This is a genomic window from Microbacterium sp. SL62, assembly GCF_026672635.1.
GTDB classification, from domain to species: domain Bacteria; phylum Actinomycetota; class Actinomycetes; order Actinomycetales; family Microbacteriaceae; genus Microbacterium; species Microbacterium testaceum_A.
On the sequence record NZ_JAPPRM010000003.1, the window covers coordinates 17695 to 33081 of the forward strand.

The following is a 15387-nucleotide window of genomic DNA, read 5'->3' on the forward strand; positions in this document are numbered from 1 at the left end:
GGACTGTAGACGCTAGGCGGGCAACCCAGAGGAAAGCAATCTGCGAAGCCGCGACGCGCAGCGAGCGGATTGAGAGCAATGCACGCAGGCATCATTGATGCGCGGCGCTACGATTTGGGGTGTGCGTGGCGGGCTTGAGCGGTGGAAGCGCGGTGTCGGTGGGCGGGGTATCCGCCAGGCGACTGCGTATGCGCTGCAGGGTGAGTGTGATGCGCACGTGGAGTCGTTTACCGCGGCGGAGGGTATTGCGCAGGCGGAGAAGTACGCTGCGGATCGCACGTACCGGTTCGTGGTGGAGGACGGGCGGTTCTCGGTCGATGCGTTGGATCGGGGGCAGCTGCAGCGGTGGATTGCCGGTGATGACCCGATCGATGGGTCGCCGCGGGGAATGGATCGCACCTCCCCCGATGCGGACCTGCTGTTGGATGCGACGGTGAATGGGCCGAAGACGTTCAGTCTCGCTGCGAAGCTCGATGGTGAGCTCGAGGCGGCGTTCGAGGCGATGCAGGACCGGTTGCGGGATCGGGTTCTGTCGATGTGGCAGGCGGAGTTGAACACGCGCCGCGGTCGCAACGGTGTGCTCCGGGAGGCGCTGTCGCGTATCGAGGTCGTGGAGTTGAAGCACGAACGCTCGCGTGCACTGGATCCGCATAAGCACCGGCATTTGTGGTTGTCGATCAAGGTGCGTGGGGTGGACGGGAAGTGGTCCCGGGTGGATTCTCGGGTGGCGATGAAGTTTCAGAATGTCGTCAACGCTGAGGGGGATCTCGCCGCGCGCACTGACCCGCAGTGGGTGGCGGCGTTGGCGGCGAAGGGGCTCACGATCGATCCGGTGTCCGGGGAGATCGTGGAGCTCGCGCATTTGGTGCGGCCGTTGTCGCGTCGGGCTAATCAGATCGACGCGAACCGGCAGATGCGGCTCGAGCGGTGGCGGGGTGAGCATCCGGGGCAGGACCCGTCCCCGAAGGATCTCGCGGCGATCGACCGGTGGGCGTGGTCGCACAACCGGCCCGGGAAACCCGTCGGCTTGGACGAGGCGGTGTGGGCGGACACGGTGCGGGCGGAGATCGCTGCGATCGATCCGGGCGCGCTGCACCTTGGCGGGCCTGACGGCGGCCGGCCGGTGGGGGTGGGCGTGCGGGGGTGGGACGGTCCCCCGAACGTTGACCTTCTCGCGGCGCAGGCGGTGGTGGAGGCGGATGCCCGCGCCGCCGGATACGGGGGTCGGTTCTCGGCGTGGGATGTGCGGGCGGCCGCGGTTCGTGCCGTTGCTCGCGCGGTGCCGGCGGTGGAGCGGGCGGAGCTGGATCCGATTATCGAGCGGGTGCGGGAGGTCGCTGCGGAGCGGTTCCTCACCGACCTGGTGCCCGGGGAGGCCGCACCGGAGCACGTGAAGGTGTTCTTGTCGAAAGACGTCGCGACGATCAAAACGGATCTCGCTGAGCGGTTGGAGCGGCTGTCGGTGGCGGGGGTGCGCCTGTCGGCCGCGTCCGTGCAGAACGTGGCCCGTGACGTCGTCGATGAGGGGGTGGTCCTGGATGCGGGGCAGGTGGCGTCCGCGGGGGTGATCGCGGGGAGCGACCGAGTGGTGACCGTGGTGGGGCCGGCGGGGGCGGGAAAGACGACCATGCTGCGCGTGGCCGTGGCGGCGCTTGGGCGGCAGGGGCGGCGGAGTGTGGTGTTGGCGCCGACGAAGAAGGCGTCGAGTGTCGCGGGTCGGGAGGCGCAGACTGCGGCCGCGAGCGTGCACCGCTTCCTCCTGGATCACGGGTGGACGGCCACCACGGATCGTGCGGGGCGGACCCGATGGGTTCACACCCCCGTCGGCTCTCCCCTACCGGGGCATGATCAGCCGTACCCGGGTCCGGTGCGGTGGCCACTGCGCCCGGGCGATCGGATCGTGATCGATGAGGCCGGGATGCTCGACGCCGACACGGCCCGGATCGTCGCGGCGGTCGCCGAAGACACCGGCGCCGGCCTTGCTCTGATCGGGGACCCGTGCCAGGTGATGCCGGTCGGGTTGTCGGGGGCGATGGAGCTCGCGCGCCGCACCGCGACCGCGACCGCGGAGCTGGATTCGGTGCACCGGTTCCGCACCCCGGACGGGGCCGTGAACCAGGCGTACGCGGATCTGACGTTGCGGATGCGTCAGCCCCGCGACCGGCGGGACGCCGAAGCCGTCGCGTACGCCCTCGTCTGCGGGGTCGAGGGGGCGGTGGTGACCGCGGCCGAGTCGACCGTGGCGGCGCAGCGGATCGCTGTGGACCGGTGGTGTGAGACCACCGCGGCGGGTGAGGCGGGCGGCCGGGGGAAGACTGTCGCGATCGTCACCTCCACAAACGAGCAAGCCCAGACCCTCAACGAGGCGATTCAGGCCCGGCGTATCCAGGCGGGTGAGCTGGATGCGCGTGTGAGCGCGGAAGGCCTTCAGGGGCAGCTGCTGCTGCGCGGGGATCTGGTGCAGACCCGGCAGAACTCCACCGAGCTCGGGGTGGAGAACCGGGCCCTGTGGCGGGTGCTGCGCATTCACGACAACGGGGCGATCGATCTCATCGCGACCGATCACGGCAGCGTCACCCGCACGGTTCCCGCGGACTATGCCCGGGAGCACGTGCACCTGGCGTACGCGTCCACCGTGCACGGGATCCAAGGGGAGACGGTGGACGCGTCGATTGTGATGCCGGGGGTGGATGCGGCGGGCTTGTATGTGGGGATGACCCGCGGCCGCGAGGTCAACGAGGTCATCACGCTCGCATCGACTCGAAACGCCCAGGTGGAGGAATTGGCGTCGACGATGCTCCGCGGTATGCCGGAGGCGTCCGTCGGCGATGCGCAGACGGCGGCGCTATCGGATCTGCGGGCCGCGGCCCGGGCGCCGGAGCCGGCTCGGGCGCCGCTGCAGGTGCCGCGCTGGGATGACCCGGCCGCCCGTCCTTTCGGCCGCGTCACGGATCTGCCGGCGCTGATCGCCACGGTCCGGGGGGACCTCGAGCGCGCCCGCACGGAGATGTCTCACGCGAGTGATCAGTTGCACGCGCAGGAGCAAGCGCTGGTGGATTTGGAGCGGCGGATCGCCCACGACGAGGCCCGGGCGCATGCTCGCGTCGATGACGTGGAACTCGACCGGGCGCGGGAGCTCGCGACAGTGCTCCGAGCGCGTCTCCGCGCGGCGCAGGAGGAAGCCCGGACGGTCAACCGTGCGTACGGGCAGGCGTTGGCGCGGTGGGAGTACGCGCAGACGGAGGCTCGCGTCCGCCAGGACCTTCCTGTGGAGCTTCGGCACGAGGAGGAGCGGGCGCGAGTCGCCACGCGTCGGTCGGAGGACGCCGGGGGTCCCCTCGTCGCGCCGGCGCACGGGCCCACCGCATCCGGTCCTCGGCTCGGGTGAATCCCGGGAGCCAGCAACAGTGCTCCCGGCGTCATCCGCGGGGACGAATGGTGGCGGGCCCGGTGCGTGAGCGGGCTCTGCGCGGCTGTTACGAATCAGGGCGTCGACGTGGTCCGGGTGCACCGGGTGGCGCGGTCAGACGGGGCGCCCCTTGCGAATGTCAGATCGATGCGACATCGTGGAGTGACAAGCACGTTTGACATTCGAGGAGAAGGCTCATGAAACGCTTCGCACCTGTGGTGATTCTCGCCGCCGGAATTGCCCTGATCGCCATCCTCCTGGGGGTGGCGCAGGCCACCGGCACGGAGTGGCTGCGTTACGCCGCTTTCGCGGTCATCCCCGTGGCGGGGCTCGCCGTCGTGGCGGTGCGGAAAAAGCGTGAGGCGGGCACCCGATCCTTCGCGGAGGAGGGCGTGGAGGCTGACCTGGACCGCAAGGCGCGAGCCTCCGCGTTCCGCGACCTCCTCGTGGCGGCGCCCCTTCTTCTTCTCGCCGCCGTCCTCGTCACGGACGTCGCGGGCTGGCTGTGGCTCGCGGGACTGCTGATCATCGCCCTCGCGGACTATTGGGTCCGTATCGCCATCACTCGGCCGAGGAGCGCGTGAGGTGAAAACCGTCAACAGTGTCCGCGCTATCCGCCGGGAGCGCGGGCTTACCCAGGAGGCTCTCGCGGCGCTGTGTTTCGTTTCCCGTCAGACCATCGTGTCTCTCGAAGCGGGGCAACACGATCCCTCGCTTGTGCTGGCCCTCCGCGTGAGCGACGCGCTCGGCGCTTCCGTTCACGACGTCTTCCGTCTCAACGACTGAGCCGGGCACCGCTGGTCACGGTGCCCGGCCCGGGCGGTTGCGCGTGGAATGCGGCTTAGGTCACGCAGGCGTACTGCGGCTCGTCCCGTGCACGGTTGAGGTAGATGCGGAACTCCCCCTTGCACTTGCCGTTGTGCGCGAGAGCGACCGCCGCGATGGTCAACGCGGCGGTGATCGCTGCGCAGCTGACCCAGCCCACGGCCGGGATCGCGCACGCGGCGAGCCCGATCGCTGCCGCACCACCGCTGATGACGAGGTCCTGGTCGAACTGGTTCAGATCCAGGTACGGGCCGTGCTGGTTGGAGCCGCCGGCCAGCATCGGAACGATGGCGCCGTCGTCGTGGACTTCGACGGTGTAATCCATCACGTATCCGGCCGGTACGCCCTCACCCTCGGGAGTGAGCTCGAACGAATAGCGGGTGACGCCGTTTTCTTCCGTGACGGTGCGGGGCAGGTCGCTGGCGACGAGGGCCTCCACCTCCGCCTCCCATTCCGCTTGCGTGGCCCCGACGGATTCGAGCACCGTGTCACCGGAGGACGCCGGCGTCGTCGATGACGACGCATCCTCCACGGGCGGGGCCGCAGTTGCAGGTGTCGCCGTGAGGAACGAGGCGACGAGGGCGGTCAGCATTGCCCCACCGGAAACAGACAGTAACGATTTTGTTTTCATGAATGATCTTTCACTTCGGTCTCAATAGATATGGTCACGCGCGCACAGTGAGAGGTCGGGGCGCGTCGTTTCACGGTATGCGAGGAGGCTGCAGCCCGTAAGTGATGTTCGTGAACCGGCCGTCGCACCCGACCTTTCGTAGTGCGCTCCTTGGGGCGAGATGACGGTCGCATTGTTGCCTTGTGTCGGGTGCTCGTTCTGTGGCGCTGCCGTCGCAATCCGGCCCGTCACGTCGGCGAGCCCGTTACGGTTGGGCGCACCTGGACTGCGCCCAACCGCCCCCAGGACGTCAAGGTGTGCTTACTAAACCGGTACTCGTGTCCCTCGGAGTCGATCATGGACACCCGCGACGTGGACTCCCTCAGCCTCGGTGGGACGATCGTGTTCGCCGTAGGACGCCAAACCCACGCTCGTGCGGATGCGGCCCTTCGACAAAAACAAGCGGTTGCCCATGGTCGCGGCGATGACCCCCATCAACGAGTCGGTAGGGAGCACGTCGAACGTCTGACGAAGACGAGTACGACGCAGAGGTCGTCGTCAACGATGATGGCGAGCAGCTCATGGTGATGCAGCTGCCGCTGTCTCACCCCTGCCGGCCGCGTTGGTGGAGTTCGTCGACCGTCCGCTCATGGAGTACTTTTTCGGCGGGGCTCGCGACTTGGAGAATAACCAGTGGTGCCCGCGTTGGGTGGAGCACCCGGACGCCGTGCACCGCCTCGCCGCAATTTACGACGAAGGGGTCTTGCTCGCATCGGCGGAGACGGAGCGCCCCGGCTTCACGCGGTTAAATGCGACGTGATCGACTACCACCGCCCGCACCTGACCAGTGGGGACGGTGTGCTCTCCCGCTGCGGCCGCGATGGACACGTTCCGTATTCACCCGTTGACCACGGAAACAGGAGGGTGTGATGGTGCAACGCACATCACGACAGGCAAAAGAACAGCGCGCGAGAGCGCAACGTGAGGCGCGAGCGTCCTATCTAGCGCAGAAAGCGGCGCTGGCCCGGAGTACCTACTGGCACGGCGGAGTCCCCGGGCTGAAAGTGGGAACAGTTTTGCTGTCCCGGGCAGAGGCTCGACGCACAGGGGTCGACCTCAACGCTGACGGACTGCGCAACGGCCAATCGGAAGACGTAACCCATCCGGAGCGCGTGTACTTCTCAACCGAGAAGGAGTTCGCTCGCGGTTTTGCCGCGATGCATCAGATCGCGGAACACACGACCGGGATCGTCTACGAGCGCGGCACGCTCTACGAGGTTGAGCCCATTGGCCCCGTGGAGACGGACACCGATTTCCGCGTCGGAGGTGTGTCGTGGTGCGCTCCCGCAGCGCGTGTGACCGCGGTTGCTGAGGTCAACGTTCAGCTGAGCGCATTCGAGGCGAACCAACGAACCGGTCCATACATGACATGGCAGGACGGTTCGCCTATCTACACCCCCACGGGACGGTACATCCCGAGCCCCGAGCAGAAGGCTCAGATGAACGCAGCCGATTTGGCGCTGCTGTCCGACACCCTTGTTCCGTGGACACCTATTGAGTTGATCAACGGGTTCCTCTCGCGCCAGCCGACGCTCTACCGTCCCGGCCCCGAAACACACCCAGGTGTGCAGGTCCAAGGGGCCGACCCGGTGGAGGTATGCCTGAAACACCGCCACCGAGCGACACAGTTTTCAAAACTCGGCGTGCAGGTAACGAACGATTGGGCTCCACACCGAGCCGCGATCAACGAGCTCCTGTCGCACGCAGGACACACGAGAGTGTCCGATAAAGACACTCGAGGTGTAGCGGCAGCGGTCGATCGCCGCGGCGACGTCATTGGAACAGTCGTGGTGACCGCGGTCGACATTGCGGGGAAAGCCGTGATGTTGATCGACGCCGTTTCGGTAAGACCCGAGTGGCAGCGGAAAGGAATCGGCGCGGTGCTTCTGCTGAGCGTGCAACAGATCATCCCTGAGGCCGTCTATTTCGCGGCGGGGCACTGCGCTCCTGAGGTCGCCGGATTCTTCGCCGAGATGGGATTTACCGTGCTAGCAGAGGGCACTCCGCTGCTCATCCCCTCGAGGAGCGAGCCCGAGCCGGTCGGACTGTCGCCTGGCCATGTCTGGTTCTACCGGATGGGGCCGGTGTGACAGGTCTCGACTGAAAGCTATTCGCCGCGCGCCCCGTTACAGTTCGGGCCCGCGGGGCACGAGGGTGCGTGGGGCTTGATCCGGAGTCGGGACGGGCGGAGTCGGAGGGACTTTGCGGGGGCTATGGTCGTGCCCGACAGCAAAGTGCCGTAACGAGAAGCGAGTTGGAGCCGATGGATATCAATTGGACGACGTTGATCCTCGGAGGCCTCTCACCCGTTGCAGCTCTCAGCGGCGTTTTCCTCACCCTCTACTTTCAGGCGCGCCGTGATCGCGTGGGCGCAGGCCTTGACCTCGCCACCGATCTTCTCGTGAGCGCCTCGCCACCGATCTTCTCGTGAGCGCCGACACGTACTACTACGCCGTCAAAAGGTCAGCGAGCGACGTCCTCCACCGGGAGCTAAACGACGAAACAGTGTCCCGGAAGCGAACGGCTCTAGATGCGGAAGACGCCAAAAATGCTTCCAGGCGCTGGGACGAAGCAGCTGCCCGCGCCAGCGTCTTGATTCGGTCCCGGCGGCTTCGATCTCAGATTGAGACCGTGACGACGGCCATAGGGCAATTCGAGCGTGCTTACTTCTCGGTAGAGAGAGACTCGCGACGCCGGGGCGTCTGGGCTGAGTTTGAAACGGAGCGCCAGGCGGCGAGGGCGGCCATTGACGAGCTGAGGCGCATGTTGCGCCGACGTCTAGCACGAAGGTTCTGAGGTCGTCGCTTTCGGGCGCCGCAACGTAGACGTTCCCTCAGGAGGGGGAGTGTCCGTGGTTCTCGTTACGATTAAGTGCGTGTTGCACGCCTACATTGACGAGTCCTATACGGACGCTCGCTACTACATTGCGGCAGCACTCGGTGATGCCGCGGGGTGGGCGTGCTTCTCGGCCAAGTTGACCTCCATCCGGGAGAGAAACCATGCCGAGCACGGGCTACCCCTGGACATCGAGTTCCACGCCGATGAGCTTATGAACGGGCGCAAGGACTGGGCACCGTTGAAGGGCAAGCATCGTGAAGCCGCCGGCATCTATGCCGCCGTCCTGGACGCCGCCGTTGGCTGTGGAGTACGTGTGATACTCCGTGGCCTGGATATCCCGCGGCTGCACGCGCGCTACAGGTACCCCGACCAGCCTCACAAGGTCGTTCTCGGGCACACGCTGGAACGTATCCACGAGCGCGCCCGAGACTTCCACTCTGGTGAGCGTGTAACGGTCGTCGCCGATGAGATTGCAACACAGGCGCAGCACCTGAGGCAGTTCGAGGGGTACCAGCAATGGGGTACGCCGGGGTACCGGAGCTCCACGCTTTCGACCATCGATGCCCCGATGAGTTTCGCTTCGTCGAAGCAGGTCGATGGACTCCAAATTGCGGATTTTGCTGCGTACCTTCACCGTCGACGCTCAACCCATGTCGAGACTCATCCTCAGTCGAGACGTGTGATGGCCCGCCTGTCGGGAAAACTCGACGCAATGGTCGTCCACAACCTCACGTGGGTGCCGTAGACGCTGCCGCAAAAAACTAGAGCCCCGCATCAGCGAGGCCCTAGGCGTGCAACGTTCCGGTATCCGGCCCGTCGCTGCATCAATTGTATCGCTTCCATGCAATAGGCGCACCACCCGCGGCAGGGTGCAGCCGGTCACAGTTCAGGTCCGCGGGGCGTGATGGTTCGTGGGGCCTGTTCCACGGTCGGCGCAGGCTGACGGGCGGTGCGGTGTGCAGCCCGCGCCATTGGCCCTCCGCGAACACGCGCGTTCCCCACTGCATGTGCACGTGGCGGTGCGGGTCGCCGGCACGGGATGACCGGTGCACGACGGCCACGGATTCGATGCGCTCACCGGCACCAGGCGCTGCTCTCCGCGTGGTCCGACGCGGGTCACGGAGTTCTGCGCCATGAGTGTCACCCTCATCGTGGGCCTAGTGGTCGGGCTGACCATGAGCGCGAACGCGTGTGGTCCGAGCGTTGCAGCCAACGCCTCCGCCACCTCTGGCAGCGTCGCCGGCTACAGCGGTGACCAGCTGCAAAACGCGGCGACCATCATGAACGTCGCCACACAGCGCAAGCTCCCCACGCAAGCGCAGATTGTCGCCGTGACGACGGCCATTGGTGAGTCGTCGTTGCACAACATCGGCTACGGCGATTGGGAGACGAACGGCGTCACCAATCCTGACGGCTCCCCCACCACCTCGATCGGGTTGTTCCAGCAGCAGGACTCCTGGGGCACGCGCGAACAGCGCCTCGACCCCGCGACTGCCGCCGGCTTGTTCTATGACCGGCTCGTGGCCGTGCCCGGGTGGGAGACGATGACGGTCACCCTCGCCGCGCACAAGGTGCAGCGCAACGCCAACCCCGACCACTACGCCAAGTACGAAGCCGCCGCTCGAGAAATCATCACGGCGCTGTCCGGCAGCGACCCCGGCGCGTCGGCCGCGTCGTGTTCCACCGGTTCCTACCCTCCTGCAAACGGACAAGAACCCGGCCCCTGGGGCGGGTACGAAAACGGTCGCCTACCTACCAACCTGCTCACCCCGATCCCGTGGGCGTCGAACTACACGCTCCGCTCCGACGCGACCGCAGCTCTGATCGCGATGAACAGCGCCTACCGGCAGCAGTACGGCCGGGATCTGTTCATCAACGACGGCTATCGCGACTACGCCGGCCAGGTCGAGGCGAAACGCATCTACGGCGGCAACGCCGCCGACCCCGGGAAGTCGAACCACGGGTGGGCCATGGCGATCGACATTGGCGAACCCATCGGGGGCGCGGCGATCGGATACGACAGCCCGACGTATCTCTGGCTCACCCTCAACGCCGGCCGCTACGGGTGGGCGCATCCCGACTGGGCACAGCCGGGAGGGCGCGGACCGCACGAAGCGTGGCACTGGGAGTACTACGGCACCGCCCAAGCTCCCACGGCAGAGGGCATGGCCGTGGACAACGCCTCTCGGTGGGACCTCGCCGCATGACTCGCCCAAGGGAAGTGCGCTAGTGGGCCGCTCGGCTGAGCGGGGCCACGTTCCCGGGAACCCCGCGCCCGGGTCTCTGTGGGCCGACGTCGAGTGGGTGCCGGCAGACGAGCGCCGACGACTGAAAGTCGGCATGGCGGCGGTGATCGGGATCATGATCGTGGGTATCGCTGTGGATCTCACCGGGATGGTCCTGGCGCGAACGGGTGTCGGTGTTCCGCTCATGCTGGTCGGCATTGCAATCGTGGCTTTGTCGCTGCCGGCAGCGGTGGTCATCAACTCTTACCGTGGCGTTGAACCGGGCACACATGGGCCCCTGCGAATTTTCCACCTCTCATCAGCCGAGTGGGAACCGAAAGACATCGTGACCCTCGAAGCCTCGCGCAGTCGCGGCCGACAGTTCCTCGTCGATCACGGCAAACGGCGTCGTCAGTACAAGCGAATGGTCTTCTTCTTTCCGCAGCGGCCGACGTCAAAGCACATGCGAGAGCAACGCCTCGCCGGCAAGAAGGCGCAGCTGTACTTGTACGAACTGGAACCGCTGACACCCATTGCCCGGCAGTACCAGCGGGGCTCCGCGATGGGCGTCCCTCACGACGTCACCGCCCGCGTATTGAACCGACAGCCCCTTCCCCGCGCAAGCCGTTCCCGGCTTGCGCGGGGTGGGCGTTAGGCGTTGGAGCGTCGGAAGCTCCAAGAGACCCACGCCGTGATCAGGCATCCCAGCCCGCTCCCGAGTCCGAGGGTTCCGACTAGGAGGACGGTGGTGGTGTTCCAGGTCAGGATGCCGAGAAGTGCCGTGATCGCGAGAAGGATCGTGCCGGCGATGATGCAGCTGAGTTCGAACTTCTTGGACATGGTGTGAGTCTCCTTGGCGGTGGTCGGTGCGAAAGCAGCGAGAACGAAGCGGAGAAGCGGAGTGACCCGTCGTAGCGGTAAGCGGACTGAGGAGCGCAGCGACGAGGGAGCATTAAGGAGCGGAGACGTGGCACGCAGCGCCGGAGCGTAGTTATCGTCGCGCAGCACCGAACCACCGGCGAGGAGACGACCACGCTGACCAACGACGGGCGCGCCGTCACCGTGTGCCGGTCTTTCGGGCCTGAGGCCGCCGAGGTAGATCCCGAAAGCGCAGCGTGGCGCTCGGGCGGGGCTGGCGGCCTGGCGGCCCGCGATGAGCGCGATCATGCATGTTGTCGGACGTATCGCCCCTTCCATGTCATGCTTCACTTCCATTTGGGGTGTACCTCAGATGGGAGCGTCGGAAAAGTGGGCACAGCCGAGAACGTGAGCCAATGTCGGTGCCGCCTGCTATAGATGAGGCAACTACCCGAAGGAGCAATGATGCCCAACCCCCGCGCTTTCCTTAGCTTCGACTTCGACCACAACCAGGAGTCCAAGATCCTGTTCGCTGGACAGGCCGATTCGAAGTCCCCGACTCCGTTCACCGTCGAGGACTGGTCGAGTAAGACCGCACTTCCGCAAGCCGTATGGGAGCAGCGGATCAAGGAGAAGATCGCACGAACAAACATGCTGATCGTGCTTGTCGGTCGATCCATGGGGACCGCCTCCGGCGTAGCAAAGGAGATCTCGATGGCCACGGCGCTCAAGGTTCCCGTGTTCGGCGTCTACGTCGACAACGCCTCGTCTACGTCCACACTGCCCACCGGTCTCTCCAGGAACCGTGTAATCACGTGGACGTGGCCAGGCGTAGGCGCCGCGATCACTCAAATGATGGGTGAGGGCAAGAACGCGTGATGCCCAGTCGGCGCCGCACTGCGGACGCCCCTGCGGACGTGCTTGAGCTCTACAAGCTGACAGTGGAGATGGCGGACCGCATCTCTGCGAGACGCGGGCAAGCCAATCAGTTCTACCTCGCTTTGCAGAGCACGCTCCTCGGCGTGCCAGCCATCTTCAGTTTCTTCGCTAGGGATGAGTTCGATCCCCTTCGAGTAACAATCCTCGCTGCCATCGGAGCCCTCACCAGCATCACCTGGTGGCTTCAGCTGCGGTCGTATCGCGACCTGAACCGTGCGAAGTTCAGTGTCATCAACCGCATCGAGCGAGACCATCTGCCGGTCCAACCGTTCAGTGACGAGTGGTCGTCGCTGAAACAAGACCCACTTCCGAAGTGGCAGGGTCGCTATGCGGAACTTGGCACAGTCGAACGGTTGGTCCCGCTTGCGTTCCTTGTTCTCGAGGTGCTCGTCGGCGTTACCGTGTGGCTATGAACTACTTGGACTCTTTGGCAGGCCGGATCCGAAAGGAGCTAGCTCCCGATCTGCGGCCGGAGGCGCGGGAGGATGAGCTGTATCGTCTCTACGCCCTACTCGTGCTGGTCATGGGCCACCGCTGCACACTTGAGAACGTGCACGACGCTTGGTCCACGTGGATGACGGCTGACCAACCTGAGCACGAAGCGTTGATCCCCTTCGATCAGCTCTCACATGAAGCGCAGCTCAAGGACATGCCTTACCTGACAGCGATTCGCCGGGTAGCCGCGTCTCGACGCTGAGCACGGCTCATTGTCGGCCTGCAGGCAGGGTCACGACTGCGCGTCCCGCGGCTCACGGCGGCTACGCGGTTGCGCCGTGGAGTTGGGTGTGTGTCGGTGCCCGGCGCCCCGGGGCGATGTCCGAACCTCTCCCTAGACTGGAAGCAAGCCAATGGCCCCCACATCGTTTCCGTCAGCCCAAACGCGTCATACGTGCGTTGGCCTTCTCCACTGCGCGTTGCACCTCTTGCGCCGGGCGGTCATTGACGAGGGCGAAACAGATCAGCTGAAGCGGGAACGTCGCGGCGATAATGCGCGCCCGCGCCACGATGTCCGCCGTGCAGGCTTTCTCGAGCGCATCCCATCCATGCCACACGGCCAACGCTGCGACGTCCTCAGCCGGGTCGTCAGCGCTTGCAAGGTCCCAATCCAACACGCCTACGACGCGCCCGTTCTCCCAGAGAACGTTTTCGCCGGCGAGATCTCCATGGATGAGGGATGTCGCGTGGCCTTGGAGAGCTGCGAGGCTGTCCGCGGCGTCACGGGCCGCGCGTCGAACTGCCGGGTCGAGTCGCGGGATTGCTTCCTCGACCATGATCGAGTGCCAGCCCGCGCCGCCCATGAACGCGTGAGACTGGGCGAGGTGCTGCTTGAGTGGAGCGACGGTCACGGCCTGCAACGCCTCGAGCAGTTCTGCGATGCTCCGCGGGTCGCCCTCGCCCGGTCGGTGCGCTGCCCCAGGGATGCGGTGTTGCGCGATCGCGACGATGCCGCTCTCGGCGATGGGTTCTGCGAGCGATCGGGGTACGGCGAACGGCAGCTCGGGAAGCGAGTCGATTACTTTCTGGGCACGAAGGGCAACGGCTGCCGCGTGGGGGCTCCGACTCACGCGCACCGCGACGCTGCCTGCGAGAACAACCAGGTTGGAGGAGCCGTGGTTCACAAGCTCCCAATGCGACGGCGGGACGCGAACGCCTGATCCTTGCAGCGCGGCAGTCACCGCCGCGTCCACGATCTCTCGCTCCGGCGCGATGTATGTCGGACATTCCATGGCAATCACGATAACGACGCGCTACCTGACCGCGTCGGAGGCAGGGAGCTCGTTCAAGCCCCGGAGTTAGGCGTGGATCACGGGTCTCTCACTCAGTCGCGATGAGGCCGCGTTCTCCGCCAATTCCTCATCAACAGCGGAAAGACTGGCTATACGATCGTCTTACCAAACTCGATCGAAAGGAAAGAAGCGTGTCCTCCGAGAACTCGCTTCGGTCTTCCCGTCTCGTGGCCGCCGCTGTTCCCGTGGCCCTTGCCGTCGGAGCGGCCCTGACTGTCATCCCCGCGGTTTCCGCCGCGGTCGCCCCCGTCACCGTGCAGGCGGAGGTCGTCCACTACCGGCCCTCGCTGCCGATCGCGAACGGTCCGTCCATTCATTTCTGACGCGAGCCCATTTCTCGCGCGCTCCCGATACCTGGCCGGCGGACGCGATTGGCGATCCTCGCCAGTCCCCTGACGGTGCGGGCCTATCCCATTTCCCTGCCGTGGTCTACGATCCCGGCTAGGCCGGAGGTTCCTGATCAGATCCCCTCGGCTAGGCCCGGCGGTGAGACCGCCGGGCCGCTCGCCTTCTACGCGTCGACCGCTTGGTTCTGTTGGCGCGAATTACGTTCTCACGGCCCATATCGGTGCAATACTCCATCTCATCGGAAACGCAAAGGAGCGACTCATGTTCCGAGCGGGAGGTTTCACCACGCAGCCGAATTGGAACTGCGTGGAAGACGACTTCGTGCTCGGGGCCTGCGCCCATAGGCCCTTTGGCTTCATCAGTCGAAGTCCCACCGGCGTGTGGACAGCCTTCAATAGCAACGCGCACCCCGTCGGCGAATTCGACACACTTTCCGACGCCCAAAGCGCTTTATGGGCCACACACCAGCCGACTCACACTATTCGCTGCATCGGAACACAGCGCTCGTGGTTGAGCCTCTGCCGACGTGGTGGGCGTCGAGGTAGTGAAGGGGTTGTCAGCTGAGCGGACCCGCCGCGATACGAGGTCTCGTGGGCGGCCGCCCTTCGTCGGCCCGGTGTTTCGCTCCCCGTCCAGCTCGCTTCCTCCCGCCACGTGACTCGATAGGTTCGACTTGTGACCATCCCCCCACTGCCGCCCACCCCGCAGACCGCCCAGACGGCCTCCGTCCGCCCCGCCTGAAACGGTCTCGCGACCTCGGCAACAGTCCTCGGAGTGGTCGCTCTCGTCTTCACGGCATTCAACATCGTGCCGCTCCTGGGGCTCTTGTTCCTGCCGTTGGCCATTCTCAGCGCGATCGCCGCCATACTCCTTGGCCACTTGGGGTTCAGCGCCAGCCGCCGGGTGGGCGTCGGCCGGAAGCTCGCGATCGCCGGCCTCGTAACGGGGTACATCGCCGCGGCGGCTCTCGTGTGGTACCTGGTCTCGTGGGCGGTCGGCGTCACCACCGCATTCGGATAGGCGTTGCGAAACGACTGCTGCCTCGACAGGATCGGTGTCAAACCGTTTCCAGGGGGGACAACGAAATGAACCGTTTCAAGAAGAAAATGGCCGCAGTGGGATTCGCAGGCGCAGTCGTTATGGGATCCGTCTTGGTGGCTTCGCCGGCTCAAGCCGCGGTGCCAAACGGATGGGGTTTCAGCACCCCTTCGCAGGTCATGTGCGTCGCCAAGACGGCCTTGAAGGAAGCGGCGGTGGCTGCGGAGGGAAAGAAGATGCTGAGCAGCTCCACCCGTTGCGTGAAGAGCATCCGAAAAGGCATGGCCTACTACGACACGCGCCTGTGGTGGAACTGAGCGAGTCGCGACTCTCGCGCACATAAGCACCACCAGCGCCCGCGCACGCATAAGGCGTGGGCGTGTCAGCGAAAACGACCGGTCCCACACCTTGACTAGTGGGACCGGTCGCGGCTTTGAGCCCAGGGCATGA

The 15387-nt window shown here is 65.7% G+C and carries 18 protein-coding genes; 14 read left to right on the forward strand and 4 right to left on the reverse strand.

Annotated elements, in window-relative coordinates; genetic code table 11:
• The first annotated feature begins 217 nt into the window (after positions 1-217).
• The 3 genes from OVA26_RS16945 to OVA26_RS16955 all read left to right on the forward strand — a co-directional run bounded on the left by OVA26_RS16945 (position 218) and on the right by OVA26_RS16955 (position 4195).
• Positions 218-3388 (forward strand): AAA family ATPase, encoded by a 3171-nt coding sequence (locus OVA26_RS16945; RefSeq protein WP_268105179.1) that lies wholly within the window; start codon positions 218-220, stop codon positions 3386-3388.
• 218 nt (positions 3389-3606) lie between these two features.
• Positions 3607-3993 (forward strand): hypothetical protein, encoded by a 387-nt coding sequence (locus OVA26_RS16950; RefSeq protein WP_268105180.1) that lies wholly within the window; start codon positions 3607-3609, stop codon positions 3991-3993.
• A 1-nt stretch (position 3994) separates the two neighbouring features.
• Positions 3995-4195: a helix-turn-helix transcriptional regulator gene (locus OVA26_RS16955; RefSeq protein WP_268105181.1), complete on the forward strand. Its 201-nt coding sequence runs from the start codon at positions 3995-3997 to the stop codon at positions 4193-4195.
• A gap of 55 nt (positions 4196-4250) precedes the next feature.
• On the opposite strand, the gene OVA26_RS16960 is transcribed toward OVA26_RS16955, so the two are convergent.
• Positions 4251-4826: a hypothetical protein gene (locus tag OVA26_RS16960; RefSeq protein ID WP_268105182.1), complete on the reverse strand. Its 576-nt coding sequence runs from the start codon at positions 4824-4826 to the stop codon at positions 4251-4253.
• Between the two features lie 643 nt (positions 4827-5469).
• Between OVA26_RS16960 and OVA26_RS17470 the strand changes: the two genes are divergently transcribed.
• The 3 genes from OVA26_RS17470 (at position 5470) to OVA26_RS16970 (ending at position 8487) form a co-directional block, all read left to right on the forward strand.
• The gene (locus tag OVA26_RS17470) at positions 5470-5664 is read left to right on the forward strand and encodes a DUF4913 domain-containing protein (protein ID WP_442786080.1); all 195 of its coding nucleotides are present in this window, start codon (positions 5470-5472) and stop codon (positions 5662-5664) included.
• 109 nt (positions 5665-5773) lie between these two features.
• Entirely contained in the window at positions 5774-6994 is a 1221-nt protein-coding gene (locus tag OVA26_RS16965; protein WP_268105183.1) for a GNAT family N-acetyltransferase, read from the forward strand.
• Positions 6995-7749: 755 nt separating this feature from the next.
• A complete protein-coding gene (locus tag OVA26_RS16970; protein WP_268105184.1) occupies positions 7750-8487 on the forward strand; it encodes a DUF3800 domain-containing protein in 738 nt (245 codons plus the stop codon).
• Positions 8488-8566: 79 nt separating this feature from the next.
• On the opposite strand, the gene OVA26_RS16975 is transcribed toward OVA26_RS16970, so the two are convergent.
• Complete coding sequence (locus OVA26_RS16975; protein WP_326493383.1) at positions 8567-8803, reverse strand: relaxase domain-containing protein; 237 nt, start codon at positions 8801-8803, stop codon at positions 8567-8569.
• Positions 8804-8875: 72 nt separating this feature from the next.
• Between OVA26_RS16975 and OVA26_RS16980 the strand changes: the two genes are divergently transcribed.
• Positions 8876-9949, forward strand: coding sequence for a M15 family metallopeptidase (locus tag OVA26_RS16980; protein WP_268105185.1), 1074 nt, complete (start codon positions 8876-8878; stop codon positions 9947-9949).
• 97 nt (positions 9950-10046) lie between these two features.
• Positions 10047-10622, forward strand: coding sequence for a hypothetical protein (locus OVA26_RS16985; protein WP_268105186.1), 576 nt, complete (start codon positions 10047-10049; stop codon positions 10620-10622).
• On the opposite strand, the gene OVA26_RS16990 is transcribed toward OVA26_RS16985, so the two are convergent.
• Complete coding sequence (locus OVA26_RS16990; RefSeq protein ID WP_268105187.1) at positions 10619-10807, reverse strand: hypothetical protein; 189 nt, start codon at positions 10805-10807, stop codon at positions 10619-10621. The genes OVA26_RS16985 and OVA26_RS16990 overlap by 4 nt on opposite strands.
• Positions 10808-11290: 483 nt before the next feature.
• Here OVA26_RS16990 and OVA26_RS16995 point away from each other — a divergent pair, with 483 nt between their 5' ends.
• The 3 genes from OVA26_RS16995 to OVA26_RS17005 are packed head-to-tail and all read left to right on the forward strand — an operon-like array spanning position 11291 to position 12461.
• Complete coding sequence (locus OVA26_RS16995; protein WP_268105188.1) at positions 11291-11704, forward strand: TIR domain-containing protein; 414 nt, start codon at positions 11291-11293, stop codon at positions 11702-11704.
• A 38-nt stretch (positions 11705-11742) separates the two neighbouring features.
• Positions 11743-12177: a RipA family octameric membrane protein gene (locus OVA26_RS17000; protein WP_268105189.1), complete on the forward strand. Its 435-nt coding sequence runs from the start codon at positions 11743-11745 to the stop codon at positions 12175-12177.
• The gene (locus OVA26_RS17005) at positions 12174-12461 is read left to right on the forward strand and encodes a DUF7701 domain-containing protein (protein ID WP_268105190.1); all 288 of its coding nucleotides are present in this window, start codon (positions 12174-12176) and stop codon (positions 12459-12461) included. The genes OVA26_RS17000 and OVA26_RS17005 overlap by 4 nt, the downstream gene beginning before the upstream one ends.
• Positions 12462-12633: 172 nt before the next feature.
• Here OVA26_RS17005 and OVA26_RS17010 read toward each other — a convergent pair whose 3' ends face one another.
• Positions 12634-13491: a phosphotransferase family protein gene (locus OVA26_RS17010; RefSeq protein WP_268105245.1), complete on the reverse strand. Its 858-nt coding sequence runs from the start codon at positions 13489-13491 to the stop codon at positions 12634-12636.
• A gap of 191 nt (positions 13492-13682) precedes the next feature.
• Between OVA26_RS17010 and OVA26_RS17015 the strand changes: the two genes are divergently transcribed.
• The 3 genes from OVA26_RS17015 to OVA26_RS17025 all read left to right on the forward strand — a co-directional run bounded on the left by OVA26_RS17015 (position 13683) and on the right by OVA26_RS17025 (position 15254).
• On the forward strand, positions 13683-13874 hold the full coding sequence (locus OVA26_RS17015; protein ID WP_268105191.1) for a hypothetical protein: 192 nt from the start codon (positions 13683-13685) through the stop codon (positions 13872-13874).
• A 799-nt stretch (positions 13875-14673) separates the two neighbouring features.
• Positions 14674-14919, forward strand: coding sequence for a hypothetical protein (locus tag OVA26_RS17020; RefSeq protein WP_268105106.1), 246 nt, complete (start codon positions 14674-14676; stop codon positions 14917-14919).
• 65 nt (positions 14920-14984) lie between these two features.
• Positions 14985-15254 (forward strand): hypothetical protein, encoded by a 270-nt coding sequence (locus OVA26_RS17025; RefSeq protein ID WP_143017933.1) that lies wholly within the window; start codon positions 14985-14987, stop codon positions 15252-15254.
• Positions 15255-15387 lie beyond the last annotated feature (133 nt).

What these genes read in the sequence shown, in the direction of transcription:
- OVA26_RS16950 (WP_268105180.1), top strand. Translation starts at nt 3,607, where the DNA reads ATGAAACGCTTCGCACCTGTGGTGATTCTCGCCGCCGGAATTGCCCTG.
- OVA26_RS16960 (WP_268105182.1), bottom strand. Translation starts at nt 4,826, where the DNA reads ATGCTGACCGCCCTCGTCGCCTCGTTCCTCACGGCGACACCTGCAACT.
- OVA26_RS16965 (WP_268105183.1), top strand. Translation starts at nt 5,774, where the DNA reads ATGGTGCAACGCACATCACGACAGGCAAAAGAACAGCGCGCGAGAGCG.
- OVA26_RS16980 (WP_268105185.1), top strand. Translation starts at nt 8,876, where the DNA reads ATGAGTGTCACCCTCATCGTGGGCCTAGTGGTCGGGCTGACCATGAGC.
- OVA26_RS16990 (WP_268105187.1), bottom strand. Translation starts at nt 10,807, where the DNA reads ATGTCCAAGAAGTTCGAACTCAGCTGCATCATCGCCGGCACGATCCTT.
- OVA26_RS16995 (WP_268105188.1), top strand. Translation starts at nt 11,291, where the DNA reads ATGCCCAACCCCCGCGCTTTCCTTAGCTTCGACTTCGACCACAACCAG.
- OVA26_RS17005 (WP_268105190.1), top strand. Translation starts at nt 12,174, where the DNA reads ATGAACTACTTGGACTCTTTGGCAGGCCGGATCCGAAAGGAGCTAGCT.
- OVA26_RS17010 (WP_268105245.1), bottom strand. Translation starts at nt 13,491, where the DNA reads ATGGAATGTCCGACATACATCGCGCCGGAGCGAGAGATCGTGGACGCG.
- OVA26_RS17025 (WP_143017933.1), top strand. Translation starts at nt 14,985, where the DNA reads ATGAACCGTTTCAAGAAGAAAATGGCCGCAGTGGGATTCGCAGGCGCA.